This window comes from Variovorax sp. PAMC28562 (assembly GCF_014303735.1).
Classification (GTDB): Bacteria; Pseudomonadota; Gammaproteobacteria; order Burkholderiales; family Burkholderiaceae_C; genus Variovorax.
In genome coordinates this window covers 3,730,903-3,757,436 of record NZ_CP060296.1, presented here as the reverse complement: position 1 = coordinate 3,757,436, position 26,534 = coordinate 3,730,903, and the positions used below count along the sequence as shown (strand labels likewise).

The following is a 26,534-nucleotide window of genomic DNA, read 5'->3' as shown; positions in this document are numbered from 1 at the left end:
CGCGAGCCCCGTTGAAATTGGCCGGTATCAGTCGAAAAGCAACCGCGCACCGAGCGCGAGAACGAACGCCGGCGGCATCGCGATGGCGCCCAATTTCAGAAACCGCCAGAAGCCGACGTGTTCGCCTTCGCGACGGATCGCTGTGAGCCACAAAATGGTTGCCAGCGAACCGGTCACCGACAGATTGGGGCCGAGGTCCACACCGATCAACAGCGCATCGATGACCTGCTGCGGCGGGTGCGCCAAGGCCACGGTCGAACTCGCGACCAGGCCGGCGGGCAGGTTGTTGACCAGGTTCGACGCGACCGCGATGAGCCCACCCGAAATCCACGCGGTCGCATCCGGCGATCGCGCCACGCCCGCGACCAGTTGCCGAGCCAGTTGCGCGATGACGCCGGTCGCAGCCAGCGCTTCGACCAGCACGAACAGGCCGGCCACCAAAGGCAGCACCGACCAAGAAACGCCTTTGACGGTTTCCCAAGGGGACTCGCGGGCAATGATCAATACGATCGCGGTGGTCAGCACACCCATGACGGCGGTCGGCATGCCGAGCTGCAAGTCGAGCGCTGACACGACCAGCAGCGCGACGGCAGTAAGGCCGAGGCCGGCCAGCGCCGTGCGGGCGCCGGTCGAGAGCGGCGTGACCTGGACGTTGCTTTCGCAAGTGACCGGAAGCCGGCGACCCTCCGTGCAGCGCAAAGCGACGTAGGTCGCCACGATCGACAGCAACGAGGGCACAGCGAAACGCGCGAGCCAGGGGCCGAGCGGCGGTGTGTGATCGCCGTACAGCACGATGTTGGCCGGGTTTGAAATCGGCAGCACGAAACTCGCCGCGTTGGCGATGAACGCGCAGATGAACAGGTAAGGCAAAGGCTCGACCTTGGCCTTGCGCGCCGCGGCATAAACGGCAGGCGTCAGCACCACCGCCGTGGCGTCGTTGGACATAAAAGTGGTCACCACAACGCCCACGCCGTAGATCAGCAGGAAGAGTCGCTGCGGCGAACTCCGCGAGTGATTGACAGCCACCGCCGCGACCCAGTCGAACAGGCCCTCGCGCCGGGCTGTCTCAGACAGCAGCATCATCCCGATCAGAAACAAGTAGACGTCGCATCCTTTGCCGACAGCTTGCAATGCGTTGTCGATCGGCAGCAAGCCCGACACGAGCAGCAGCAGGGCGCCGCTCACGGCCCAGACGGCTTCAGGCCATTTGAATGGCCGCACGATGACGCCGGCCGCAGTCAGCGCGGCGATGGCCCAGGCTGCGAGGTGGGCTTCATGGGGAGCGAGGGTCATTGGGTGAATGATGGCGCGGATTTCACCAGTGCCGGCCGTTCGCGCTGCTTCCAGTCGGGTTCCGAGCAGGCCTTACTCCGCTCATGCGCCCTATGTTGCGAACCCAGGCAGAGGCGACAACCGACCCTGCTATTGGAGGAAGGTCGAGTCCTTCTCCATCATCATCCTCGCCATCGCGGCGAATGCCATTGCCGGTTCCAGGCCCCTGTCCATTGCGACGCGGTGTTGTAAGGCACTGCGGACGGCCGCTTCCGGCGGTGGCCGTAGCAGCATTGCCTCGCCGGCCGCTTGAGCCACTACCTGAACTTCACAGGCGCGCTGCAAGTGATACAGGTCTAGAAAAGCATGTGCCAAGCTCGGTCCGCAGGCCAGCAGCCCATGATTGCGCAGAATCATCAACGACTTGCTGCCCAGATTTTTGGCAAGGCGTTCCCGCTCGCTGCGGTCAAGGGTGATGCCCTCAAAATCATGGTAAGCAATGGCATCTGTGTAAAACATCGACGTGAAGCTCAAGGGCAACAGTCCGCCCTTCTGGCATGCGACGGCTTGACCTGCCGTCGTATGCGTGTGCGCGACGGCATGCGCGTCAGGCCGCGCTGCATGGACGGCAGAGTGGACGATGAAGCCCGCAGGATTCACTGAGTAGGCAGACTCACCAATGATCTGACCCTCAACGTCGATCTTGACCAGGTTCGAGGCACGAACTTCGCCGTATCTCAGTCCGAACGGATTGATCAAGAAATAGGGTGTGTCTGGCACACGAACAGTGATGTGGTTGTAGATCAGTTCGTGCCAGCCGAAATGGTCAAAGAGCCGATACGCGCAAGCGAGCTCCTGGCGGGCCTTCCATTCCGAGTCGGACATCGATGCATCGCGGGCGGTAGGTACTACTTTGGCAAAGATGTCCATCACATCAGACTCCTGTTACTGAAGATGAATGGAGCATATGTCATTGGACAGATCGGGCGTCAGGCCCGCTGACGCCTGTTCACCTTGAATCGTCGCAGAAGTCGTTGAGGCCTCAATTCTTGAGGTGATTCAACATAGATCGAATATATCTTCGGCACATCACGTGTCAGAGCGTGACAGAACCCCGTTGGCATGAACGATCGCACACGCGATCTCTTCGATGGGTACACGCTTGCTCATCGCTTGCTCACGAATTGCCCGGTAGGCTTCGCTATCGCTCATGTTTCTCGTCCTTACAAGGATGGCTTTAGCTTCATTGATCTGATTCACCGCTAAGGGAGGTCTGCAAAACAGACCCACTCTTTGCATCATCTGAGGCCATGATTTCTAAACGCGTGACACTGCCCAATCAGCTTGGCCTGGGTCTGAATCTGTCGACGAAGAAGACGCGCAAGCGCGAATTTGTCGACGAGATGGATCGAGTCGTGCCGTGGAGCGCACTGGTGCAGATCGTCCAGCCGCGTACACCTCCGGCCAAGACCGGTCGCCCGCCGTTTGCCATCGAAACCATGCTGCGCATTCATTACCTTCAACAGTGGTTCGGCCTGAGCGGCCCAGCCATGGAAGAGTCGCTGCACGACGTGCCGCTGTACCGGGAGTTCGCGGGCTTGCGTGATTGGGTGAGCCGCCTGCCTGACGAGACGACGATCCTGCGGTTTCGCCAGTTGCTGGAGGCCCACGACATGGCCATCGACATGCTGCGCGTGGTCGACGACATCCTGCAGGCCAAAGGCCTGCTGCTGCGCATAGGCACGGCGGCGGACGCCACGCTGATCGCCGCATCCAGCTCGACCAAGAACGCGGAAGGCAAACGCGACCCGAAGATGCATCAGACCCGAAAGGGCAAGCAGTGGCACTTCGGGATGAAGGCGCACATCGGCGTGGACGCACAGTCGGGCCTCGTGCCATGGATCGCATCATTGAAGACCACCTCGGGCACGGTCGCGTAGTGGAAGACTTGGTCTTTCATCGCGGGCCAAGCCCCGATGCCGAGATGACGGTTCTGTCGAGTTAGGGCAACGCTGGGCGGCTCGCTACTGCAACTTGCAATGCGCCGCGGGCAGTGCCAAATTGGGGCTTGCTTCTGACCCGTTGGCAACCAGAGCCGGCTAAGCCACAGCCCCGATCGCCCGCTTCAACAGATCGAGCCCCAGATCGATCTCCTCGTCACTCACCGTCAACGGCGGCGCGATGCGAAAGACACCACCCATGCCGGGCAACTGCACGATGTTCATGCTCAGGCCCAGCTTCATGCACTCACGCGTGATGGCGACGCCCAGGTCGGGCGCGGATTCTTTGCCGGCTCGGCTCTTGACGATCTCGATGCCCAGCAGCAGGCCGCGTCCGCGCACATCGCCGATGCAGTCGACGCTTTCCTGCAGCGCGCGCAATCCGCTCTCCAGGCGTTGACCGGCAACGCATGCGCGTTCGACCAGTCGGTCTCGCTGCACCACTTCCAACACCTTGAGGCCGACCGCAGCCGGGAGCGGGTCGGATACATGGGTCGTATAGAAAAGAAAGCCGCGCGCGTGGCACTCGTCTTCAATCGCCTCGGATGTCATCACTGCCGCCAGCGGCAAGCCGGCGCCGAGCGTCTTCGACAAAGTCAGGATGTCCGGCACCACGCCGTCGCGCTCGAAGGCGAACATCGTGCCGGTGCGGCCCACGCCGGTCTGTGCTTCATCCAGGATCAGCAGCATGCCGCGCTCGCTGCACTTCTTCTTCAATGCTGCGAGGTAGCCGAGCGGCAGGTCGATAAGGCCACCTGAACTCAAGATCGGCTCGGCGATAAAGGCTGCGAGGTTGCCACTCGATTGCCGGTCGATCAGGTCGAAGGCGTAGTCGAGTTCGGCTTGCCAATCGAACTGGCCGTCGCGCTCGAAGCGCGGCCGGTAAGGGTAGGGCGCGGGGATCGCGTACGAACCCACTGCCGCAGGACCGTAGCCCTTGCGACCCGCGCTGTAGGTGGCCGACGCCGCGCCGCTGGTCATGCCGTGCCACGACTGAGCAAAACTAACGATCTCGAACTTGCCGGTGTAGAGCTTCGCCATCTTGATGGCGGCCTCGTTGGCTTCGGCGCCGGTGGTCAACAGCATGGCGCGGTCGAGTCCGGGCGGCGTGATGGCGGCAAGCTGGGTCGCAAGTTCCACCACGGGCCGGCTGAGCATGCCGCTGAACAGATGGTCGAGGTTGCGTGCGTGCTCGGCCACGACAGCGGCGACTTCAGGGTGCCCGTGGCCCAGCAGCGAACTCATCTGGCCCGACGTGAAGTCCAGGATCGCGCGGCCGTCCGCGTCATACACGAAGCTGCCTTGCGCCCGCTCGATGATCATCGGTTCAAAGGCGCCGCCGTAGCGGATCAGGTGCCGACGCGCGGCTTGCCAGAAATCGGGGTCGTCGTTGCGGGACATCGGGTACTCCAGGTGAATTGGTGACCCAGCGTACGAACTCGGCAACCTCAAGGAAAGCTAATATTTCCGAATGCAGCTATCAGCCCCACTTATTTCATGAGACGCCAACTCGACCGAATGGCCCCAGCTTTTGAGAAGGCTGAACACTCTGAGAGGATTGAGCAATGATCGTATCGTTCAGCCAAGGAACGAGACGCAGGAATGTTGTCGTCTTCCTGCTTCAGCCGCTCATCGTCGGACGATTCGAATTTGATTCACGCACCATTGGAACCTGATGCCCCGCTTCTTTCATTTATTCGCCGCCAGCATCCTGTTGCTCCAAATTCAGGTTCATGCAGAAGACCGGCTGCCGATCATTCCTCCGGCAGCCTATACGCCCGAGCAGGCCCAGGCTGCCGCTGATTTTGAAGTGGCGCGCAAGGGCCCGGTTTTCGGACCCTTCGAGCCCCTGATGCACAGCCCGCAGGTCATGACACTCTCGCGATCGATGGGTGATTACTTGCGCTACAAATCGGCGATCGGCAACACGATGAGCGAACTGGTCATTCTCATCATCGCCCGCGAATGGACACAGGACTTCGAGTGGTGGTATCACTATCCGTTGGCCCTGAAGTCCGGCATCTCCAAAGAGGTTGCGGATGCTATTGCAGAAGGACGTCGTCCTGTCGGCATGAGTTCGGACGAAGACATGATTTACAGCTACACCACCGAGCTTGCAAAGAACAAGCAAGTGTCCGATGTCACATTCGAGCGGGTCAAAACCCGCTTCGGAACCAAAGGTGTGGTGGATCTGACCGGGATCGCCGGCTACTACACATTACTGGCAATGCAACTGAATTCAGCGCAATACAAGCTTCCAGAGGGCCAGGTCGGGCTCAGGAGACTGCCGCAATAGCGGTTCTGTCGTTGTAGGCAGCACCGGACCGAACATTGACGGGTAGCGTTTGTCGTCGGACATCGAAGGTTCGCATAGCTGATCCCGGCGCCGGAGAACTGCTCGTTTTCAACTATCGTGACTTCGTCACGGCGTTACGCGGGTGCATCGAATTGGGTTGACGATGCTTTTCATGGACTGTGAGGGCATGGCGACAGCTCCGCAGTCCAGCGCCGGGCGTGAGGCTCCGAGCCAGGATCTCAGGGTGAGGGCTACTGCTTCTATCCGACCGTTAGAGCATCGCCCGTCGGTTCAGGCGCCGCATGGGTGCCGAGCGAGGTGCTGCTGACGGGGATAAGCAGGGTCAGAACCACCCCGACGACACCCAGCGCCGCCAGAACGTAGAAGATGGAATTCAGCGCGAATCCAGCGCCGATAAGCAGACCGCCGAGCATTGGGCCGCCGACGCCACCGAGCCGGCCAAAGCCTGCGCACCATGCGACGCCTGCGCCGCGCACGTTGGTCCTGTAGTAGTTGGCAACGAAGCCGTAGATCAGGGTTTGCGTACCGCTTGTTCCCAGCCCGACAATGGCGACGATCAGCAACAAGGCCGCTAGCGGGAAGCCCAGTGTCAGCAAGATCAGCGCGATGGTGCCGGTGGCGAAACAGATCGCAACGACCGGCTTCGGACCGAAGCGGTCTGCCGCGCCCGAGGCCAGCAGGGCGCCGAGCAGTGCGCCGCCATTGAGCACCAGCAGAAACGACAACGAACCCTTGGCATTGAAGCCGGCGCGAAGCATGAGTTCGGGCAACCAGGTGTTGAGCGAATACACCAGCACCAGGCCGGTGGCACTCATCAGGCCGAGCACGATGGTGGGGAAAAGGTAGTGGCCGCCGAAGAGGCCAGCAAAGCCCGCCTTGCCTTCGTCGGCGATTCCGTGCTGCCCGGCCAGCTCGACCACCTCGCTTGGGAGCTCGACACCAGTTTTCTCGGAAAGGACCCGAGCCTCAGCCATCCTGCCGCGCGAAGCCAGCCAGGCGACGGATTCGGGCATCTTGAAGTACGCCAGAGGCAGCAGCGTGAACAGCGGCAAGGCACCAATGTTGAACATGCCGCGCCAGCCAATGTGCTGCAGCAGCAGGATGGCGAGGAGGGCGGCGAGCAGGCTGCCCAGAGGGATGCCGCCATAGACAATGGCATTGCACAGGTTCTTCCTTCCTTTGGGCGCGTACTCGGACACGAGCGCGCCGGTCGTCGCAACGAGGGCGCCGACGCCCAGGCCGGTGGCGAAGCGCAGCCAGCCAAAAGCGGCAGACGTTGTTGACAACGCGGTCAGTGCCATCCCCACAGAAAACCAGGCATAGGCGAACAGCATCACCTTGCGCCGCCCGACAATGTCGCCCACGCTGCCGGCCAGCAGCGCACCGACCAGCACGCCGAACAGGGCATAGCTGCCAAGCACGCCGGCAATCGCCGGGGTCACGGTGCCGATGTGCGATGCATCGCGCAGGAACGTCGAGACCACCGTGCCGTAGACGACGAGGTCATAGCCGTCGAACACCAGACCGACGGTCGCCAGCGACACCACCCAGAGCACTGTGCGCAGACGCCGGGCTTGCTGCGCGGTGTCAGAGGCCGATGTCGATGTCGATGTCGATGACGATGACGATGACGATGTTGTTGTTCTGGTTCTGGTTGTCATGTTCGTGTTTCCTTGGCGTGGTGGCGGTCCAGCAGAAAGCGGTCGAAGAATTCAGCGAGATCTGCGTGAGCATCCAGCGGCAACACGCTCGAAACGTACTGGTCGGGACGCACCACGATCATGGCGCCGTGCTCGCGGTCGATGCCCCGGAGTTCGAAGATATTTGAACCCGTCATGCGGTCGGCGCAATAGGTCTTCTCGTAGTCGATGAGGCCGAAGCACCCTTTGCGCGGCAGCAAAAGCGCGGGCAGCTCGTCCACCCGGAGGTCGAGGTGCCTCTGCTGGAAGATGGCGCGAAAGTCGATGACACTGTCGATGTCCGATGCTGCTGGCGTGAAGCGGCAGACTGGCGAATCAGGAGATTCCGCCAGGAAAGCGGCTAGGTTGCGCAGCCGCGCGCCGCTTGCATCGGCGAACGCGTAGACACGCCAGGCGCCGTCGGCACGCGCCGCATGGCCAAGCTGCATCGGCTTCGCGTCGGCAAGCCGCACGACGGGCGCTGAATGGAAGCGCATGCCGATCGTGAAGCCTTTGGCTAGAGCCTGGTGGGTCGCGTGGGCCGTCAGTACGGTCGTCGGCGCGTAGTGCGTCGCGACGCCGGCGGTGTACCGACCGGACTTCACGAAGTAAGCCTGAAGTTCCTGCGGGTCGACACCGCCAAGTTCGGGATGGTCTGGGTCTTGCGGTGCCGATCCCATGATCTTCGACCACTCCTTGTCGAAGTCGATAAGGCCCTGCGCAATTGCCTGGCGCTCTACAGAGTAGGTGCGCAGGAGCTCCGGCGCGGCGCGGTCATCGAGAACCGAGGCGAGCTTCCAGCCGAGGTTGAACGCGTCCTGCATCGAGACGTTCATGCCCTGGCCAGCCTTCGCGCTGTGCGTGTGGCAGGCGTCGCCCGCAATGAAGACGCGCGGAAGGCGAGAGGCGAGCTGATCGACGGGTACGTCGTCGAAGCGGTCCGTGACGCGCTGCCCGACCTGGTACACGGCGAACCACACCACGCTTTTGACGTCCAGCGTGTACGGGTGCAGCACGCGCCGCGCGGTCTCGATGACCTGCTCCTGGGTGACGGAGCGGAACGCGTCGCGGCTGGCCGGGTCGATTTCGCCGAGGTCGACATAGAGCCGCACCATGTAGCCGCCCTCGCGCGGAATGAGCAGGATGTTGCCGTCGTCCGCCGACTGGATGGCGGCCTTGAGCCGGATGTCCGGAAAGTCGGTGACCGCCAGCATGTCGACAACGCCCCAAGCATGATTGGCAAAGTCCCCGCGGGGCACCGCACCGATCGCATCGCGTACCTTGCTGTGCGCACCGTCGCAGCCGACGACATATTTGGCACGCACGGTGTTTTGCCGCCCCGTGGCGACGTCACGCAACGTCACCACGACGGGATGCTCGCCTGCGGGTTCGACATGGAGTCCGACGAAGTCGAGTCCGTAGTCCGGTACGAGCCGCGAGGGCGACATGCGCATGTAGTCGAGCAGGTACTGCTGCAGTCGTGCCTGGTTGACGATGAGGTGCGGAAACTCCGACAGGCCGTCCTCGGTGTCCTGGACGCGGCCGGTACGTTCGATGCGTGTGCGGTCATGCTTCGATGGGCGCCAGAACACGGTCTCATTGACCCAATACGCTTCACGCATGAGCCTCTGGCCCAGACCGAACGCCTCGAACATTTCGACCGTGCGGCAGGCGATGCCGTCGGCCTGTCCAACCTGTAGCGCAGCTGGGCGACGTTCGATCAACCGCGTGGTGATCTTCGGGAAGGTCGACAGCTGGGCGGCCAACAGGGCACCAGCCGGGCCACTGCCGATCACAAGGACATCGACCGTGTCCGGAAACGCCTTGCCGGCGAGGTCAGGATCGCCGGGCGCGTAACCATTCAGATAGAACTGCACGGGGTGTCCATTGCATTCATTGGAATTCTTTTCCTCACATGAAATGCATACTGATCGTCAGTATACTGATTGTTAGTGTAGTGATAAAGTCAGTTGTAGACATCAGGGTTCACCCTCGACCACTCAGGACGACATGAAAGCGAAAGCAAGCACCTCGACCCTTGATCTTGAAACCTTGCCAGGTCACTACATCCGGCGGCTGCAACAGATTGCGGTGTCGGTCTTTCTGCAGGAGACCGAGCCGCATGGCCTGACGCCGGTCCAGTACTCCGCGTTGCAGGGAATCGCAAACAGTCCCGGCATCGACCAGCGGACACTGGCGAGGACCATCGGGTTCGACACCTCGACGATTGCCAGCGTCATTGACCGGCTCGAAGCCCGCGTGCTGGTTCTTCGCAGTGCCTCGCCGACAGACAAACGAGTGCGGCTGCTCACCCTGACCGACGAGGGGCGGGCGGTGCTCGTCGCGGTGGTTCCCTCGATGTTGCGGGCGCAAGTGCGCATGCTCGAGCCGCTGCCCAAGGCCGATCGCAAGGAGTTCATGCGCATGCTGCGCGTGCTGGTGTCGACCAACAATGACAGGAGCCGAGCACCTGGCGGGGCGCCGGCTCAAGGTCTTTAACAAGTCAGACGGCGGAGCCTGTTGCGAAGTGTGGGGTGGAGTGCAGACGCCTCGGCAGCTCATCGACATCCGCAGCCACTGAGATGGGCGATCGCAGGGTACGCATCTCAACCCGCGCCCACAGCAGTCAATGGTGACTCCTTTCGGTCAGGCGATTCAGCATGGCGTCAAGTGCGGCCGTCTGTGCGAGGGATGGCGCACCTTTATACGGTGACCGTGTGCGACTTCACGCGTTTTCCCGGCTTGAGCCGTCACACTTACGGTATGCGATCGGAAATCGGGATCAAACAGGCTGGGTCGGTTGTCTTGCGTTGGCTCGGCTTCCTCAAAGTTCGCCTGCTGTTGGGCGGCATGGTTGTCATGGTGATGAGCGTGACGCTCATCACGCTGGTCTTCCTGCAAAGCGCGGAGACCGATACGTTGTCAGCTGAGCGCCGGCGCGAAATCGATGAAGCCGCCAGCACGGCGTCTCGCCTGTCCGGTCACGTGGTTGCCCTCCAACGCGCGCTCGGGTCCGCGTCGAGCCGGCTGGAACGGCTGGCGTTGGACGATACCGACGCGTTGCACCGCTTTGCCTTGAGCCAGTCCGTACTCCAACAGTTGTTCTCCAATGTCTTCGTGGCAGCACCGGATGGAAGCGTTCGGATTTCGATGGATGCGACCGGCACCAGCCGACCCACAGTCAATCTCTCGCAGCGCCCTTACTTCCAGCAGACCCTGATGCAGGTTCGAAGCGTGATTTCGCAGGCAGTTCCGGGCAAGCTCAGCGGCGCGCCGGTGATTGTCTTTGCGCAACCCGTGCGCGATGAGCAGGGGGTTTTCGCTGTTCTGGGTGGCGCGATGCGCCTGGACAACCGTGACCTGCTGGAGGGTTTGGTGGACTCTCAGAGCGAGGACGCCACGGCGATGGTGGTGGTGACCGACGCGCTGGGGCAGATCCTGGCACACCCCAATCGCGCGCGGCTATTGCAGCCTCTGTCCGATGAACCCCGCCTGGCCGTTGCCTTTGCTTCATGGCAAGCCAAGGGCGCGCCCGTGGAGCCGACCGGACTCGCGCTGGACCAACCGCATGAGGTTGTCAGCGCAGCGGGCGTGCCAGGCCCCGACTGGATGATCTGGCGGGTGCGAAGCGAAGCGGATCTCCTGGCGCCCCTGCACGCCGCCCGTGTCCGGGCGCTGTCTACCGCCGCCGCACTGGTGCTGGTTCTCCTGCCGCTGGTGCTGGGCACCCTGTGGTGGCTGCTCAGGCCGCTGGCTCTTTTGGAGGATCGTGCGCGGCACATGTTCGACGCAGCCTATCCGCCGGAGACTGGATGGCCGCGGGCCAGCGGCGAGATTGCCAATCTGAGCAAGGTCCTTCGGCGAGTGGGGATCGACCGGACACGGCTGGAGCGCGAGAGGGCCCGGACCATGGGTCAACTCACCTCGGTCATGTCTGCGGCGCCCATGGGCATCGCCTTTGCACAGGGCCTGAGGTTCGAGTTGCTGAACAAGGAGTTCTGCCGGCTCTTCGCGGGCACGGAGCATGACCTGCTGGTCGAAGACCTGGCCGCTCGTTTCTGGGCACACGCGGACTTTGAGGCATTCCTGATCCAGCAGGATGCAGCTTTCGTTTCGGGGGAGGCCTATGGGGGCGAGTGGCAGATGCGCCGGCGTGACGGCAGCAGTTTCTGGGCGGCATTGCGATGCAGTCCGGTGGATATTCGCAACACGTCGCGTGGCACGGTCTGGACGTTCAGTGATGTCGAAGAGTTGCGCGCTTCGCGTGAGCTCCTGGAGTGGGCGGCAACACACGATCCCCTGACCGGTCTGGCCAACCGCAAAGCATTTGAAGCGCGCGCCAGTCGTTTGATAGACACCTTTCCGTCGTCCCAGCCGGCGTCCATGGTGTTCATCGATCTGGACCGCTTCAAACCTGTAAACGACACCGCTGGGCATCTGATGGGTGACCTGATGCTGCTGACGGTGGCGAAGGCCATATCCGGTCAGGTGCGTTCCGGCGATCTGGTCGCACGCATCGGAGGAGATGAATTCGCGCTGCTGCTGGACGGGTGCTCGCATGATGACGCTCTGCGCATCGCAGAGGCTGTGCGCGGCGCAGTTCGCGACGTTCGGCTGCCATGGGGACAGGGCGTCCTGCAAGTGGGCGCGAGTCTGGGCATTGCCGAACTGAATGCCACGCACCTGTCGCTTGCGGGATGGATGGATGCTGCCGACGCAGCCTGCTACGCGGCCAAGGCATCGGGGCGTGATGCGGTGCGTTTTGCGACGGGCACGTCGCATTGAAGGTCGCAAAAAAACACCTGAATTCGGCGCGCCCCTCATCCGTTTTTCGACAACCAGATGCTGGACCCGCAGGTCACATCAACGCTGCCACCGGATAGCGCCGCCACTCCGGCTCGGCATGGCGCTTGCCGTGGGCAAACAGAAACCCGAGCACCGCTTGCGGGTCGGACAGCTGCGCCGGATGCGCGGCCTTCCATTCGTCGAACGCCTGCCGCAACGCCGGCTCGTCGGCCAGCATCTGCAAGGCCGTGTCCTCGAAGACGTAGGCCGAGATGGAGGCCTGCTTCTTCTCCAGCACGCTGTTGAAGAACCCCCAGCGGAAGAAGCTGTCGTGCGCTTCAGGCTCCAGGGTCTCGACCGCGTAGCGGGCCTGGGGCTGGTCGAGCGGCACCAACACATCGCCGGCGCGCGCCTGCATGGCCTCGGCGTGCGTGCTCAGCAGCACTCGGTCATGGAACATGTGGCCTTCGTAGGCGGTCGCGAGCGTGCCGACCTCCAGCACCCGGTACACCCGGGCCGCATCGAACAGGCGGTCGGCGTCCAGGCGCTGCAGCGCGACGCCGTTCCACTCCAGCCGCTCGATCACCTCGCGCCATGCCTGGGGCACCAGATAGGCCTTCGGCGTCGTCACCACCTGTTCCTCGACACAGCGGTCGAAGTGGACGATGTCCTTCTCCCAGGGCTGGCCGCGGTCGTAAGAGAGCCGTTGATAGTTGCCCAGCCGGCTCGGCGTAAGCACTGCCGTGTAGCCCTTGAAGCGAATGCGCGCTGGCCGCTCGTGGTCGTTGCGCCAGCGCAGCGGCCACTGTGTGCGGCGTGCGGCATCGACCCGAGCCTCGCGCCGAAGCTGCTGGATGTGCCCCGACTGCGCCACGCTGAAGTCCAGCAACACCTCGACCAGCGTGCGCATCGCGGCCACGCGGTCGGCGAAGGGCTTGAGCATGTGGGTCTCGGGCATGAAGCCGATGGTGTGGTGCAGCGCGGCGTAGCCGGTGGAAAAGCGCGGCAGATCGAGGAAATCCTCGATGCCGTCGTCCGGCGTCTCGCCCAGCAGGTTGACGTAAGGGCAGGTCGGCCAGCCGCGCCGCTCCATGTCTCCATATATCGCAGGCAGCATGCGCTCACGCAGGAAGTCGCCCAGGCCGCCGCCCAGCTTGTCGGGCTGGGTCGGGATCAGGGTCATGGCGTAGGCGTAGTCGGCACCGTTGGCGGTGTGGGTGTCGACCATCACATCGGGGTCCCAGCAGGTGAAGAAGCGGTTGAACACCTGGGCGGCCAGGCTGTCGCACTTGATGAAGTCGCGGTTGAGGTCGAGGTTGCGGCCGTTGCCCCGAAAGCCGAACGACTCGGGGCCGAGCTGGTTCGCCCGCGAAGTGGACTGGCGGTTCACGCAGCCGTCGACGTTATAGACCGGGATGAAAAGAAACACCGTGTCGCCGAGCGACACCAGTCGCTCAGGCTCAAGGCAAAAGTCGCGAACCAGCGCCATGCAGGCATCGATGCCTTCGGGTTCGCCGGGATGGATGCCGTTATTGTTGAAGAACACCGGGCGACCCTGCTTGCGCAAGGTGTCGCGGTCGAACACGCCGTCGGCCGTGACCAGGCCAGCGTGCATCGGCAGGCCGGTGTCGGACGTGCCGATCTGCCACCATCGCAGCACACCCGGGAATCGCTCGGCCAGCCGCTCGTAGAAGGCGATGCATTCGGTCCAGGTGGTGGTCTGGTTGCCATTGCCGCGTTCAAAGGGCGTGGGATAGGCAGGGCTGGTCGGGGACGTCATGCGTGACTCCTTTATTTATTCGCCCACGAGGTCCAGCCGCTGCGCGGCATAGCAGTTCGCCAGCAACTCGCGGGTGTATCGACGATGGCCTGCATAGGGTCCGTCACTTTAGCCACGACTCCACTTCCATCAGGTGATAGAGCGAGAAGAGGCACACCGGTCCGATCACCTTGGATGCCTACCTCGAGCGCAACCAGATCCTTCTCGGGTTCCAGCGCGCCTATCAGCACATCTTGAAGGCGAACTGCGAAGTGTCGGCGATGGGCATCAGCTCTATGACGCCTACATCCGAATAAGCTGCTACGCGTGCGCTCTTGTCGAAGTCGTTCCAGCGCAAGAATTCGCGCTCGATGCGTGCGGCGATACCTGCGATGCAGGCCGACAAGCCGGCTGGCACTTGGGCAACTACGCGCGTTGCGATTCGTAGACCAACACCGCTGCAGCGAGGTCTTCGAGTGCTGTACCCACGGACTTGAACACGGTGCGCTCCGATGCATTGCTCCGGCCCGATCTTTCGCCCGCCATCAGTTGCGCCAGCGTGGCCTTGACGTCGGTCGCCTCGAACACGCCGCGTTCCATTGGACCCAGCAAGTCGCCGCTCTTTTGCAGCGCCTCTTCGGTGTCCACGAAGATGCTCGCGCCCATGAAACAGGCATCGTCGGTCTCGCGCATCGCCGGGGTGAAGCCGCCGATCAGATCCAGATGACTGCCGGTTGCCAGCCACTGGCCGAACACCACTGGCGACGTGGCCATCGTGGCGCAACTCACGACATCGGCTTCTGCGACGGCGGCGGCGAGGTCGGTCGAAGCTGTCGCTTCGATGCCTGCAACGAACAGCTCGCTTACCAGCGCTGCGGCCTGGTCCGATGACCGCGCCCAGACAGTGACGCGATCGATGGCCCGTACTGCGCGATAGGCTTCGGGAAGCAATCGGGCGACCTTTCCCGCACCGACCACCAGCAGATGCCGTGCGTCATCACGCGCCAGCAAGGAGGCCGCAAGGGCAGAGGCGGCTGCCGTGCGCCGCGCGGTGATTGCATCGCCATCGATCAATGCCAGGGGCACGCCTGTCGTCGCGTCGTGCAGCAGGTAGCTGGAGTGAAGCCCGGCCAATCCAAGCGCTGCATTGCCCGGCGCGATGTTGACGATCTTGACGCCGTAGTAGCGCGCGTTCCATGCCGACATGACCAGCGAAGTGACGCCCGACGGTCGCTCGGGTGCGATCGCCGCCACCTGGTGGACATGGCGCTGCGGTACCTCGCAGCCCGCAAGGAACATGCGACGTAACGCCTCGATCAACGTGGGAAAGGGCAACGCCTGCTGCGTCGTCGGCGCATCGATGATCAACATGGCGTGCTTGCGTGTGGGCAGGGTGAGCGGTGGTGCTGAGCGTTCGACATCTCATGAATTCAACCACGGAGGCAAGACACCGAGATCGACATCGACAGCGCCTTCGGCGCGAGCACTTGCAAGTGCAGGCCTCTTTCGGTCTGAGCGCTAGACTGTTTCGCCCATGCACTCTTTTTCGAGGCAAGCACCGATGATGAAACTCCCGTTGATTCCACTGGTCCTCGCGTTTGCCGCTGCGGCCGGTACGGTCGGCACCGCCAGCGCCGCCGGCAACTGCGATGCATTGCGCTCGCAGATCGAAGCCAAGATCGCAGCGTCCGGCGTGGCCAATTTCGCCGTGACCATAGTGGACGCAGGCGCCGCTTCCGGCACACGTGGCAAGGTGGTCGGGAGTTGCGAGATGGGCGCCAAGTCGATCGTGTACCAGCAGATGGATGCGCCGTCCTCATCGGCTATGACCGGCTCGGCCAGCGCAACGTCCGGCACTCCCGCTGCAGTTCCGCGGGCCAAGAAAGATGTCATCCTGACCGAGTGCAAGGATGGCTCCGTCTCGGCGGGTGGCGACTGCAAGAAGTGAACGTCAGGTCGCGGCGGGACTTGCCGCGCTCCAAGACCCGCGGCACAGTCGCGGGTTCTAATTGCCCTGAAAACAAGGACACGAGAACACCATGCCAAAAGCCTATTGGGTAAGTACCTACCGCGCGGTCAAAGATTCCGACAAGCTGGCTGCCTACGCCAAGCTGGCCGGCCCCGCGCTCACCGCCAACGGCGCCCGCTTCCTGGCGCGCGGCGACCCGGCCAAGGTCTACGAACACGGCCTGATGACGCGCACAGTGCTGATCGAGTTCGACAGCGTCGCGCAGGCGATGGCCGCGCATGACAGTGCGGCCTATCAGGAGGCGCTGGCAGCACTGGGCGATGGCGCCGAGCGCGATATCCGGATCATCGAAGGCGTCTGAGTTTCTTGAGCGCGCTGCAACGTGCATTGGTCTGGACGGCGCTCAGTCCGACAGGAGAGGGTGCCGTTGGCGCCTGACAATCGATTTTGCGCTGTCCACCCGGAGGCGAGCGTGGCAACCATCCCGCAGGACCGAAAATCAGATGGCGCTTCGCGTTTTCATTGTCGAGGACAACCCTTTGATCAGAACCAACCTGATCGAGACACTGGTCGAGCTGGCCGCGATCGAGGTCGTCAGTTTTTCAAACGGGGCACTTGAATCCAACCGCTGGTTGCAGGCGAACCGCAACGCCTGGGATCTGGCTGTCGTCGATCTGTTTCTTGCAGAGGGCAATGGCCTCGCGGTGCTGGGCGCCATTCGCGAGCGCAGTCCGCTGCAGCGGGTGGTGGTGCTGAGCAATTACGCCACCCCTAATCTGCGTTCGCGTTGCGCGGCGCTCGGAGCCGATGCCGTGTTCGACAAATCGACGGAACTCGACGAGTTTCTCGATTACGTGCGCATCGTCGAAAGCGGGGCGGCTTAGTTGTTTCGGTTGTGTGCATACGGCCTGCGCGACGGCAGGTTCTTCAGTAAGCAAATGAGAGTACCCTTCCTCTAAATGTTAACTGCTCGTCACCCGCTCTCATTGCCCCGCAGGCGGGCACGTCGCTGCTGCTGCGGTCCGACTCACTTTTTCCGAGCGCTCTGTCCGTCATCGTTAGAGGTGTCGTGACGCGGGTGGTGGTCGATCTCTCGACCATCGACCTGGACAACTGCGATCGAGAGCCGATCCATGTGCCCGGGCACATTCAGCCGCACGGGGCGCTCATTGCATTCGATCTGCGGGGCCGACTCACCCATGCGAGCCGCAATGCAGGCAATGTAATCACCAGCCTGCCGAAGCCTGGCCAGGGTTTGCCGATCACGTTTCCTGATTCTGAAGCCGCCTTCTGGGCTGCGATAACTGCCGCGCTGCGAGACGCCGAGACCGGACGGGAGAGCGCGCCGCTCACCATGGAATTGGCATCCGGAGAGCGCGTCTTCGACGTCGTGCTCCACACCTACGACGGCCGCGTGATCGTGGAGCTCGAACAGCGTGCGGCACGCGATCAGGATCTTGCCGCATTCGCATTGCTGGCCCATCGCAGCATGGGTCAGATGCGCAGTCGACGCGACATCTCCACCATGCTTTCGGAAGCGGTCGAAACGGTGCGCAAACTCACCGGCTTCGACCGCGTGATGGCCTATCGCTTTCACCAGGACGACAGCGGCGAGGTTGTGGAAGAAGTGCGCATCCCGTCGCTCGAGCCGTTTCTGGGTCGCCGCTTTCCGGCCTCCGACATTCCGGTGCAGGCGCGAGCGCTGTACGTGCGCAATCCGCTGCGCTTGATTGCCGACGTGCACGACGAGCAGGTGCCCATCGATGCGCACGATCCGACCGATCGCGCCCTCGATCTGAGTTACTCGGTCTTGCGCAGCGTCTCGCCGATCCACATCGAGTACCTGAAGAATATTCAGGTCTGTGCCTCGATGAGCTTGTCTATCGTGGTGAATGGGCGGCTTTGGGGCTTGATCGCCTGTCATCACGGCACGGCACACCGCGTGCCGTATGCGGTACGCATGACGTGCGATGTGCTGTCGCACGTGCTGTCGTCTTCGGTCCAAAGCGCGGTCGAACGGCTGGACGCCAAGCGACGGCTGGCTGCGGTCGAGGTTCGTAAAAATCTGACAGACCTGCTGCTTGGCAGCGACGACTTCGCGACCGCCTTTCCGGACATGACCGACGCGCTCGGCCGCGTGATGTCGTTCGACGCCACCTTGTGCAGCTACGGCGGACTGATGTCGTGCGATGCGTTGCCCAAGGAAAGCGCAGCCCAACTGCTGCACTGGCTCGACACCGCAGAGCAGGACCTGATCGCGCTGCACGAATCCGCCAAACTGCCCGAAGCGCTGCGTCTGGCACTGCAACCTTTCTTCGGATTCATGGCGCTGTGCATCGACCGGGTGAACCGCGGCTGGATCGTTCTGCTGCGACGCGAACAGGTCGAAACCATTGTGTGGAGCGGCATTCCGGCCAAGCTCGAGCGCATCGGCCCGCTCGGCGCGCGCCTGACGCCGCAAGGCTCGCTGGCCGAATGGCGGCAGACGGTCGAAGGCACTTCCGTGGCTTGGGACGACGCCGACCGCGTCATCGCGCACGACCTTATGGAGTCGCTGGCGCGCGCCGGTGCGGCACGCGCCGCGCGCATGGAAATGGCCCGGGCGCAGTTGCTTGCGGTGCTCGGACACGACCTGCGCGATCCGCTGCAGACGATCAGCATGATGGGCCTGATGCTGGAGCAGGGCAGTCCCGATCGGCACGCGGGCTATGGCAAACGCATTTCTACGTCCATCGGACGCATGCAGCGGCTGATCGGTGAAGTGTTCGAGATGAGCCGCTTGCGGGCCGGACTCGGGCTCGGACTCAACTGCGTGCCTGGCGATGTGTCGGCGCTCGTTCGCGGCCTGGTCGAGGATGCGCATCTTGCGCATCCGGAGGTGGCGATATTCACTGAGCTACCGCCGTCCCTGCATGCCGATTTCGATGCCGATCGCATGTCGCAGGTGGTCAACAACCTGATCAGCAACGCGCGCAACCACGGCGTGGCTGGAGAGTCGATCTGGGTTCGTTTGGCCGACGAAGACCCGATGGTGGTGCTCCGCGTCGCCAACTTGGCGCCGCCGATCGAGGAGACGTCGATCAGCACGCTCTTCGATCCGTTCAAGCCGCGCTCCATCGGCAACGTGCGAAACCCCGGCGGTCTCGGGCTGGGGCTGTACATCGCGAGCGAAATCGCGAAGGGGCATGGCGGCAAGCTGGAGTACAGCCACGACGGAAGCCGCGTGACTTTTACCGTGTCGGTGCCCAAGACGCGTTAGTCGTCGGCAGTGGTCGCCACGTCAGGCGCTAGGCCACGTCCACTTCGACCAGCGTGGGCCGGGCCGCGGACAGCGCTGCTCTCAGCACCTCGGTGAGCTGGCTGGCATCGCGTACCGTTACTGCGTCGCAACCCTGACCCTTCGCCAGCGCGACGAAGTCCATGCCGGGCAAGTCGGTTCCCTGCAGTGCTTCACCAGGCTCGAAACCGAACACCGGCGCGAAATCCTGCAAAGCAGCGTAGCGGCGGTTCTTCAGGATCACGAAGGTGATGGGCAGGTTCAGTTGTGCTGCGCTCCACAAGGCCTGGATCGAGTACATGCTGGAGCCGTCGCCGACCAGGCCGATCACCTTGCGCCCGCTGTTCGCCTGCGCCTCGGCCAGCGCCACGCCCACGGCGGCCGGCATGCTGTGGCCCAGCCCGCCGCTGACCATCGTGTAGAAGCCGCCGCTTTCCAGCATCGGCAGGTACGCGTGCATGACCGAGCGCGCGGTGGGCGCTTCCTCGACCACGATGCTGTCGCGTGCGCGGAGGCCGGCGAGGGTCTGCAGGACATAGGCGACGGACATCAGTTCGCCTTCCTGTGGTGGTGTCGCAAGCGGTCGGGCGGCACGTGGCGCGGGGAGGGCGCGCCGCGCGAGTTGCGGTGCGAGGGAGCGCTCCAGCAAGTCCTGCACCCCGAGCCGGATATTGCCCACGGCGGTGGTGCCGACCGGAGTCCATGCCGCCATCGTCGGGTCGTCGATCAACTGGCCCAGCGTGGCGCCGGCGGGCACGTGCGGGCCGTGGCCTTCCACGTGATAGATGAAGGCCGGCGCACCGACCGCAAAGATGTAGTCGTGACCGCCGAGCAACTGCACGATCTTCTCGCGCATGGCGGGCAGAAAGCCGGCGAACAGGCGATGGTCTTCCGGGAAGCCGCAGCGGCCCGACATCGGCGCCACCCACACGCTGGCGTTATGCCGCTCGGCCAGCGCCACTACCGCATCCCAGGCCTGGCAGCGGTCGACCGCGGTGCCCACGACAAAAACAGGGCGTCCGCTCGCGTCCAGTGCATCGCCGATGAGACCGAGCACCATCGGTTCGGGACGGGACTCGGTGCTCACCACGCGGGGCAACACCGGTTCGGTCGGGCAGTCCCAGTCATCGGCGGGAATCGATACCAGCACCGGACCGCGCGGCTCCTGCATGGCGATGTAGTAAGCGCGGGCCATCGCAAGCGGCACGTCTTGGGCGCGCGCCGGTTCCACGCTCCACTTGACATAGGGCTTGGGCAGTTCGGTCGCCTGACCGGAAAAAAGGAAGGGGTCGAAGGGCAGGATCGACCTTGCCTGCTGACCGGCGGTGATCACCATCGGTGTCTGGTTTTTGTACGCGGTAAAGATGTTTCCCATCGCGTGACCGACGCCGGCCGCCGAATGCAGGTTGACGAAGCTGGCGTTGCGGGTGGCCTGCGCATAACCATCGGCCATGCCCACGACCACCGCTTCCTGCAGGCCCAGCACGTAGCGAAAGTCCGCGGGGAAGTTGCGGAACAGTCCGAGCTCCGTAGAGCCGGGGTTACCGAACATCGTGGTCATGTGGAAAGCGCGGAGCAAGTCCAGCACGGCGGTGCGGACGGTGACATGGGTGCTTGCGGCGGTTGCGGATGCTGTAGCGGCGACAGCATTGGCACCGTCATTCAGTGCGATGTCGGTGGCAGGGTTTTTTGTCATCGAAGTCTTCTGTGATTCAGGCTTGGTTTCGCCCGTATCTTGCCTCGTGTTCAGACCTTGCGACGCGTCGGCGCGGGCAGGGTCCCTAAGACGCAATTTCCCGCGTCTGCAAACCCGGCACTCGCGCGCGGCTTCCCGGAAGCTAACGACTACCGACGATCGCTCTTTCGCATGAACGACACGAGCAGCGCTGTCAGCACCGCACCGCCTGCTGCCGCGATCAAGGTCGCGCGCACAGGCTGGTCCATGATGTATTGCTCGCTTTGCTTGCGCGCTGTCGACAACTGATCCTTGATGTCGGCAACTTTTTTTCCAGCGGCGTTGACGGCGTCCTGCGCGTAGGCGCGGCCTGTCTCGATCGCATCCTTGCCGGTTTGCCGGGCGTCGCGCGCATAGCTGCGGGCCGCGCTGGCTGCATCCCGGCCGAGAACCTTTGCGTCATCGGCGCTGTCCTGCAGAGAGTCCTTCACCGAACTCAGTGCGTCGTCACTGACAGCGCGGGAGGCTTGCGCAAAATTCTTTGCGGTGTCGAATGCGTCGCCTGCAGTTCCACGGGCTTCATCGGCTAGTTGCGATGGGGATTTGACGATGTCTGGATTCATGAAAGACCTCTATTGAATGGCAGGGAGACACCTCGTCGCCCATGGAGGTCAGTTTGGCGGCGAGACGCCCTCGCGACGTGTCGGCCCGCACGGGGTCGATCCGTAGGGCTTTGACCTATGGTTCGCCGAGCGCCGTGACGACCAACAATCCGACAAATGTGTGACGTAAAACGCGCTACGCGTACGCCCCGGCAGTCCGAGGAGAGGATTGGTGAGAAGAACGGCCTAGCATCGGGGCATGCAGATTCCTGACACCGATACGTCCGAATACGCCGCCCTGATAGAGATGGCCGCCACTGGAGGCCGTGCCCGGGACCCGCGCATCGCGGCTTTTGCAGGGGTGATGACGCCACGCTTCTGGGGCCGCTCGACGGAGCACTCGGCGGGCCCATCGCCGGCGCGAAACGACCGCCAGCAGGCGTTCTACCCGAACTGAATCACCGGTACGGCAGCGGCCAACGCGGTGCGCCTCACTTGATTGCGACCTGCGGCACGCGCTGCAGCTTGCCGACGTCGTAACCCTGGCTTCCGACGAACGCCGTCAGGCGCGCCAAGTCAACTTCCGGGATCGTCGGCGTGCGCGCCATGATCCACACGTAGTCTCGCTTGTCGCGGGTGATCACCGTCTGTGTGTAATCCGGCGAAACGTAAGAGATTCGGTAGTCCGCCTTGATCGGCCACACGTACTGCTGGCCCCACACCGCGTTCGCTCCACCATCCATCACGAAGCCACGGGAGCCGTAGCTTTTGCGCGGTCCGTCTGGCGCATCGGCGTTGAAGCTGAAGGTGGTCGGAATGGTGCCGTCGGCATCGAGCCGGTAGCTGTCTTTGGCGTTGTGCGCGCCCTTTTCCAGGAATGTCGGAATGTTCGCGATGACATACCAGTCGCCCATGAAACGCGGCAAGTCCACATTGGGTGCCAGGGCGACAGGGCTTCGGCCCGGGGAAGAGGATGTGGCGCATGCGGCAAGCAGCGCGATTGCTGCGAGGGCCAGCGCGGCAGCCGGGAGTGTGGTGCGGAGGGTGTGCGACGTGCGCAAGTTCATGGTATTTCGAGGCCAGATATTTTGTTGTTCCGATCATTGCGGGAGGCGCGCAGACGCGTGAAGGCGCCCGCAGAGACCCTGCGTCAGACATGGCGCACATCGAGTCGTGCGGTGCCTCCGGGGCGCTCTTCGGCTCGACCAACGGTTGCGCCCCCGGACGGACGATCGGTTTTCAATCAACCGATTTCTCATAAGCAACCAAGAAATCAATCGTTCGTGTTTGCCGCGTGCAAACCTAAAGTATGGGTCTCGTTTGAAGAACAAGCCTTGCATGACCGCCATTGCTACAGTCCCACGAACTAAACCCACGGCAACATCGACCGATTCGGCTGCCGACTCGATCCCATCGCAAGCTTTCGAAGTCCGGCGGTTCGACGCACCTGTCGGCGCCGAGATCGTCGGGCTCGATATTTCCAAACCGATTAACGCGATCGAATTTGCGCGCATCCATCGCGCGCACCTGGATCATCACGTGGTGGTGTTTCGCGACCAGAACGTTTCGCCTGAAGCGCAAATCGAGTTCAGCCGCCGATTCGGCCCTCTCGAGATTCATGTGCTGCACCAGTTCCATCTGAAGAATCATCCCGAAATCCTGATCGTTTCGAACATCAAGGAAAACGACGAGCCGATCGGGCTCGGCGACGCCGGTGTGTACTGGCATTCCGACATTTCATACAAGCCGAAGCCGAGCCTGGGTTCGCTGTTGCATGCGCAGGAATTGCCAGCTGAAGGCGGAGACACGCTGTTCGCCGATCAACACCTGGCGTGGGAAGCATTGAGCCCGAAGCTCCAGCAAAAGGTCTTGCATTTGAAGGCCGAGCACAGCTACCTCGCCAAGTACGAAGACCTGCGCGCGAAGAATCCCTGGCGGCCGAAGCTGTCGCAGGCACAGATCGATCAGGTCGCACCTGCGGTGCATCCGGTGGTTCGCACCCACCCCGAAACGGGCCGCAAGGCGCTGTTCGTAAGCGAGCATTTCACGACCCGCATCGTCGGCCTGCCGCAAGATGAAAGCGACGCACTGCTGGCCGAGCTGTTCGCTCACAGCGTGAAGGCCGAGTTCGTCTATCGCCACGCGTGGGAGACGCACGACCTGGTGTTTTGGGACAACCGGTCGTTGATGCATCTGGCGGCTGGTACGGCGGACAACCTTCGTCGGAAGCTCTATCGCACCACGGTCATCGGCGACACGCCGAGGTAGCTGCTCGCCTCCAGGTCGCTGCGCGACTTCGTGTCGCGAGTTCCTCCCCCCTGACCGGGGGCAGCATCAGCGGCCCGGCCAAGCCGGTTCCGCGGTGTTCCACCTGCTGATCTTTCAACTTCTCTGCGCATTCCATGAATCGTTTCGCTCGTAAATCTGTCTCGTTGATCGCTGGACTGGGGCTGGCCCTGGGAAGTCTTGCCGCGCATGCCGAGGGGCAGATTCGGATCGCCGAACAGTTCGGCATCGTCTATCTGTTGTTGAACATCGCGCAAGACCAGAAGCTGATCGAGAAGCACGCGAAGGCGGCAGGCATCGACGCTAAGGTCGAGTGGATCAAGCTGTCGGGTGGCTCGGCCATCAACGATGCCTTGCTGTCAGGCAACATCGAGGTCGCGGGTGCGGGTGTCGGGCCGCTGCTGACGATCTGGGACCGGACCAAGGGCAAGCAAAACGTGAAGGGCGTGGCGTCGCTGGGCAACTTTCCGTACTACCTGGTGAGCAACAACCCTGCGGTCAAGACCATCGCAGATTTCACCGACAAGGACCGCATCGCATTGCCGGCAGTCGGCGTCTCGGTGCAGTCCCGCGTGCTCCAGTTGGCATCGGCCAAGCAATGGGGCGACAGGGACTTCGCCAAGCTCGACAAGATCAGCGTCGCGCTGCCGCATCCGGACTCAGCCGCGGCCATCATCAAGGGCGGCACGGAGATCAACGCGCACTTCGGCAGCCCGCCATTCCAGGAGCAGGAACTGGCCGGCAACCCGGCTGCGCACATCGTGCTGAACTCGTACCAGGTGCTGGGCGGCCCGGCTTCTGCGACCGTGCTCTATGCGACCGAAAAATTCCGCAACGAGAACCCGAAGACCTACAAGGCCTTCGTGGACGCGCTCGACGATGCGGCGAAGTTCGCCACCGCCAACCCCGAGAAGGCCGCCGACATCTATATCAAGGTCGGCAACGCGAAAATCGACCGCGAGTTGTTGTTGAAGATCATCAAGGGCCCCGAGGTGCAGTTCAAGACCACGCCGCAGAACACCTACGCGCTGGCCGAGTTCATGCACCGCGTGGGCGCAATCAAGAACAAGCCAGCTTCGACGAAGGACTATTTCTTCGACGATGCACAGAACGCGGCGGGGAATTGAGCGTGAACAGCGTGGCCTTGCGCTCTGGGAGTGACGCCCTCGTCCGCGAGCGGGATAGGGCGGGGGCAAGGGGCGAAGCTCTTGAGACAGGCCCGAACCTCACCCCAACCCTCTCCCGCGAGCGGGAGAGGGGGGCCGACGGAGGTCAGTACGCATCCCCGCTGCTTCAAGTCGACAACGTCAGCCTCGAATACCGCACACCCGACCGCGTGGTGCGCGCAACGCACCGCGTGAGCTTCGACATGCACGAGGCTGATCGTTTCGTGTTGCTGGGCCCATCGGGCTGCGGAAAGTCGACCTTGCTGAAAGCCATCGGCGGCTTTCTCGCACCGGTCGAAGGCGAGATCCGCCTGGCCGGCCAAGCGGTGACCGCGCCTGGGCCGGACCGCATTGTCGTGTTCCAGGAGTTCGACCAGCTGCCGCCATGGAAGACGGTCAAGCAGAACGTCATGTTTCCGTTGCTGGCATCTCGCACCCTGGGTCGCAAGGAGGCCGAGGAACGCGCACTTCACTACCTTGCCAAAGTCGGGCTGGCGCCGTTCGCCGACGTGCATCCGCATCAGTTGTCCGGCGGCATGAAGCAGCGCGTAGCCATCGCGCGCGCGCTCGCCATGCAGCCGCGCGTGCTGCTGATGGACGAGCCCTTTGCCGCGCTTGATGCGCTGACGCGCCGCAAGATGCAGGAAGAGTTGCTCGCGCTGTGGGACGAGGTGCGCTTCACGCTGCTATTTGTCACGCACTCGATCGAAGAGGCGCTGGTGGTGGGTAATCGTGTGGCGTTGTTGTCACCGCATCCGGGGCGCATGCGTGCGGAGATCAATAGCCACGCTTTCGGGCTCGACAGCCTGGGTGGCGTTGAGTTTCAGGCCACTGCACAGCGTATTCACCGGATGCTGTTCGATGAGGTGGCGCCATGAGCAGTCTGATACCACCTGTCCGCCCGGAATACGAGCTGGTGCTTGCGCCTTTCACCGAGGTGCCGGTCGAGCGCACCCTGCCTTTGATGACGCGCCTATGGTCGCACGGCGGGTTGCGCAAAGGCCTCATCCTGGTCGCACTTGCCATCTTGTGGGAGCTGGCCGCACGGTGGCAGGACAACGACCTGTTGTTGCCGACGTTCACCGCGACGGCGCGTGCGCTCTTCGAAGGGGTGGCGAGCGGTGAGCTGGTCGAGAAGGTTGGCATCTCGTTCTCGGTACTGATCCAGGGCTACGTCGCCGGCGTGCTGCTGGCCTTCGCGCTCACCACGCTGGCAGTGTCGACACAGATCGGTCGCGACCTGCTCGACACGCTGACTTCCATGTTCAACCCGTTGCCCGCCATCGCCTTGCTGCCGCTCGCGCTGTTGTTGTTCGGACTCGGTCGCGGCAGTCTGGTCTTCGTGCTCATCCACTCTGTCTTGTGGCCGATGGCGCTCAATACCTACGCGGGCTTTCAGGGCGTGCCTGAGACCTTGCGCATGGCTGGACGCAACTACGGGCTGCGCGGCCTGCGCTATGTGCTGCAGATCCTGGTGCCGGCCGCGCTGCCTGCCATTCTTTCGGGCCTGAAGATCGGCTGGGCCTTTGCGTGGCGCACGCTCATCGCGGCCGAACTGGTGTTCGGCGCGTCATCGGGCAAAGGCGGCCTCGGCTGGTACATCTTCCAGAATCGAAACGAGCTCTACACCGACCGCGTTTTTGCAGGGCTGGCGATGGTCGTATTGATCGGTCTGCTGGTCGAGACGCTGGGCTTCGCGACGCTCGAGCGGCTTACCGTTCGACGCTGGGGTCAGCAGCGCTGAATC

Annotated in this window: 24 protein-coding genes and 1 pseudogene; 13 read left to right on the top strand and 12 right to left on the bottom strand. The window is 63.0% G+C overall.

All coding sequences use genetic code 11. From position 1 onward, the window contains the following. Window positions 1-27: 27 nt before the first annotated feature. The 3 genes from H7F36_RS17655 to H7F36_RS22305 form a co-directional block, all read right to left on the bottom strand. On the bottom strand, window positions 28-1,293 hold the full coding sequence (locus H7F36_RS17655; protein WP_187052030.1) for an arsenic transporter: 1,266 nt from the start codon (window positions 1,291-1,293) through the stop codon (window positions 28-30). A gap of 129 nt (window positions 1,294-1,422) precedes the next feature. Beyond that, window positions 1,423-2,202: a class II aldolase/adducin family protein gene (locus H7F36_RS17650; protein ID WP_187052029.1), complete on the bottom strand. Its 780-nt coding sequence runs from the start codon at window positions 2,200-2,202 to the stop codon at window positions 1,423-1,425. 159 nt (window positions 2,203-2,361) lie between these two features. Further along, complete coding sequence (locus tag H7F36_RS22305; protein ID WP_261802361.1) at window positions 2,362-2,484, bottom strand: ANTAR domain-containing protein; 123 nt, start codon at window positions 2,482-2,484, stop codon at window positions 2,362-2,364. 98 nt (window positions 2,485-2,582) lie between these two features. On the opposite strand from H7F36_RS22305, the pseudogene H7F36_RS17640 reads away from it, so the two are divergent. Then, window positions 2,583-3,167: pseudogene (locus tag H7F36_RS17640) on the top strand (IS5 family transposase); the annotation flags it as partial. A gap of 204 nt (window positions 3,168-3,371) precedes the next feature. Here the strand turns inward: H7F36_RS17640 and H7F36_RS17635 are convergent. Then, entirely contained in the window at window positions 3,372-4,673 is a 1,302-nt protein-coding gene (locus H7F36_RS17635; protein ID WP_187052027.1) for an aspartate aminotransferase family protein, read from the bottom strand. 274 nt (window positions 4,674-4,947) lie between these two features. On the opposite strand from H7F36_RS17635, the gene H7F36_RS17630 reads away from it, so the two are divergent. Next, window positions 4,948-5,568 (top strand): carboxymuconolactone decarboxylase family protein, encoded by a 621-nt coding sequence (locus H7F36_RS17630; RefSeq protein WP_187052026.1) that lies wholly within the window; start codon window positions 4,948-4,950, stop codon window positions 5,566-5,568. A gap of 260 nt (window positions 5,569-5,828) precedes the next feature. Here H7F36_RS17630 and H7F36_RS17625 read toward each other — a convergent pair whose 3' ends face one another. Further along, window positions 5,829-7,250, bottom strand: a complete 1,422-nt coding sequence (locus H7F36_RS17625) for an MFS transporter (RefSeq protein WP_187052025.1) — start codon at window positions 7,248-7,250, stop codon at window positions 5,829-5,831. Next, window positions 7,247-9,145, bottom strand: coding sequence for an FAD-binding monooxygenase (locus H7F36_RS17620; RefSeq protein WP_187052024.1), 1,899 nt, complete (start codon window positions 9,143-9,145; stop codon window positions 7,247-7,249). The genes H7F36_RS17625 and H7F36_RS17620 overlap by 4 nt, the downstream gene beginning before the upstream one ends. 133 nt (window positions 9,146-9,278) lie before the next feature. On the opposite strand from H7F36_RS17620, the gene H7F36_RS17615 reads away from it, so the two are divergent. Next, entirely contained in the window at window positions 9,279-9,767 is a 489-nt protein-coding gene (locus tag H7F36_RS17615; protein WP_187052023.1) for a MarR family winged helix-turn-helix transcriptional regulator, read from the top strand. 192 nt (window positions 9,768-9,959) lie between these two features. Beyond that, entirely contained in the window at window positions 9,960-12,053 is a 2,094-nt protein-coding gene (locus H7F36_RS17610; RefSeq protein ID WP_187052022.1) for a diguanylate cyclase, read from the top strand. A gap of 73 nt (window positions 12,054-12,126) precedes the next feature. On the opposite strand, the gene H7F36_RS17605 is transcribed toward H7F36_RS17610, so the two are convergent. From H7F36_RS17605 to H7F36_RS17595, 3 genes are all read right to left on the bottom strand, one after another. Continuing rightward, on the bottom strand, window positions 12,127-13,833 hold the full coding sequence (locus H7F36_RS17605) for a M14 family zinc carboxypeptidase (protein ID WP_187052021.1): 1,707 nt from the start codon (window positions 13,831-13,833) through the stop codon (window positions 12,127-12,129). A gap of 223 nt (window positions 13,834-14,056) precedes the next feature. Then, window positions 14,057-14,230 carry a hypothetical protein gene (locus H7F36_RS17600; RefSeq protein WP_261802360.1) on the bottom strand — a complete coding sequence of 58 codons (174 nt, stop codon included), beginning with the start codon at window positions 14,228-14,230 and terminating at the stop codon, window positions 14,057-14,059. An 8-nt stretch (window positions 14,231-14,238) separates the two neighbouring features. Further along, complete coding sequence (locus H7F36_RS17595) at window positions 14,239-15,183, bottom strand: ornithine cyclodeaminase family protein (RefSeq protein WP_187052020.1); 945 nt, start codon at window positions 15,181-15,183, stop codon at window positions 14,239-14,241. Window positions 15,184-15,373: 190 nt separating this feature from the next. Here H7F36_RS17595 and H7F36_RS17590 point away from each other — a divergent pair, with 190 nt between their 5' ends. The 4 genes from H7F36_RS17590 (at window position 15,374) to H7F36_RS17575 (ending at window position 19,040) form a co-directional block, all read left to right on the top strand. Continuing rightward, entirely contained in the window at window positions 15,374-15,760 is a 387-nt protein-coding gene (locus H7F36_RS17590; protein ID WP_261802359.1) for a DUF1161 domain-containing protein, read from the top strand. A 91-nt stretch (window positions 15,761-15,851) separates the two neighbouring features. Continuing rightward, window positions 15,852-16,142 carry a DUF1330 domain-containing protein gene (locus tag H7F36_RS17585; RefSeq protein WP_187052019.1) on the top strand — a complete coding sequence of 97 codons (291 nt, stop codon included), beginning with the start codon at window positions 15,852-15,854 and terminating at the stop codon, window positions 16,140-16,142. Continuing rightward, window positions 16,102-16,665 carry a response regulator transcription factor gene (locus tag H7F36_RS17580; protein ID WP_315971425.1) on the top strand — a complete coding sequence of 188 codons (564 nt, stop codon included), beginning with the start codon at window positions 16,102-16,104 and terminating at the stop codon, window positions 16,663-16,665. Before H7F36_RS17585 ends, H7F36_RS17580 begins: the two co-directional genes overlap by 41 nt. Window positions 16,666-16,850: 185 nt before the next feature. Then, window positions 16,851-19,040: an ATP-binding protein gene (locus H7F36_RS17575; protein WP_187052018.1), complete on the top strand. Its 2,190-nt coding sequence runs from the start codon at window positions 16,851-16,853 to the stop codon at window positions 19,038-19,040. Window positions 19,041-19,068: 28 nt separating this feature from the next. Here H7F36_RS17575 and mdlC read toward each other — a convergent pair whose 3' ends face one another. Both mdlC and H7F36_RS17565 read right to left on the bottom strand, forming a co-directional pair. Continuing rightward, window positions 19,069-20,754, bottom strand: a complete 1,686-nt coding sequence (gene mdlC, locus H7F36_RS17570) for a benzoylformate decarboxylase (RefSeq protein WP_187052017.1) — start codon at window positions 20,752-20,754, stop codon at window positions 19,069-19,071. Window positions 20,755-20,903: 149 nt separating this feature from the next. Then, window positions 20,904-21,356 carry a hypothetical protein gene (locus tag H7F36_RS17565; protein ID WP_187052016.1) on the bottom strand — a complete coding sequence of 151 codons (453 nt, stop codon included), beginning with the start codon at window positions 21,354-21,356 and terminating at the stop codon, window positions 20,904-20,906. 238 nt (window positions 21,357-21,594) lie between these two features. Here H7F36_RS17565 and H7F36_RS17560 point away from each other — a divergent pair, with 238 nt between their 5' ends. Continuing rightward, the gene (locus H7F36_RS17560; RefSeq protein ID WP_187052015.1) at window positions 21,595-21,792 is read left to right on the top strand and encodes a hypothetical protein; all 198 of its coding nucleotides are present in this window, start codon (window positions 21,595-21,597) and stop codon (window positions 21,790-21,792) included. Window positions 21,793-21,826: 34 nt separating this feature from the next. Here the strand turns inward: H7F36_RS17560 and H7F36_RS17555 are convergent, their stop codons facing one another. Then, entirely contained in the window at window positions 21,827-22,402 is a 576-nt protein-coding gene (locus H7F36_RS17555; RefSeq protein WP_187052014.1) for a lipocalin family protein, read from the bottom strand. Between the two features lie 271 nt (window positions 22,403-22,673). Here H7F36_RS17555 and H7F36_RS17550 point away from each other — a divergent pair, with 271 nt between their 5' ends. The 4 genes from H7F36_RS17550 (at window position 22,674) to H7F36_RS17535 (ending at window position 26,531) form a co-directional block, all read left to right on the top strand. Next, window positions 22,674-23,603 (top strand): TauD/TfdA dioxygenase family protein, encoded by a 930-nt coding sequence (locus tag H7F36_RS17550; protein ID WP_187052013.1) that lies wholly within the window; start codon window positions 22,674-22,676, stop codon window positions 23,601-23,603. 134 nt (window positions 23,604-23,737) lie between these two features. Next, the gene (locus tag H7F36_RS17545; protein ID WP_187052012.1) at window positions 23,738-24,748 is read left to right on the top strand and encodes an ABC transporter substrate-binding protein; all 1,011 of its coding nucleotides are present in this window, start codon (window positions 23,738-23,740) and stop codon (window positions 24,746-24,748) included. Window positions 24,749-24,909: 161 nt separating this feature from the next. Continuing rightward, complete coding sequence (locus H7F36_RS17540; RefSeq protein ID WP_187055047.1) at window positions 24,910-25,665, top strand: ABC transporter ATP-binding protein; 756 nt, start codon at window positions 24,910-24,912, stop codon at window positions 25,663-25,665. Next, window positions 25,662-26,531: an ABC transporter permease gene (locus H7F36_RS17535; RefSeq protein WP_187052011.1), complete on the top strand. Its 870-nt coding sequence runs from the start codon at window positions 25,662-25,664 to the stop codon at window positions 26,529-26,531. The genes H7F36_RS17540 and H7F36_RS17535 overlap by 4 nt, the downstream gene beginning before the upstream one ends. Window positions 26,532-26,534: the final 3 nt, after the last annotated feature.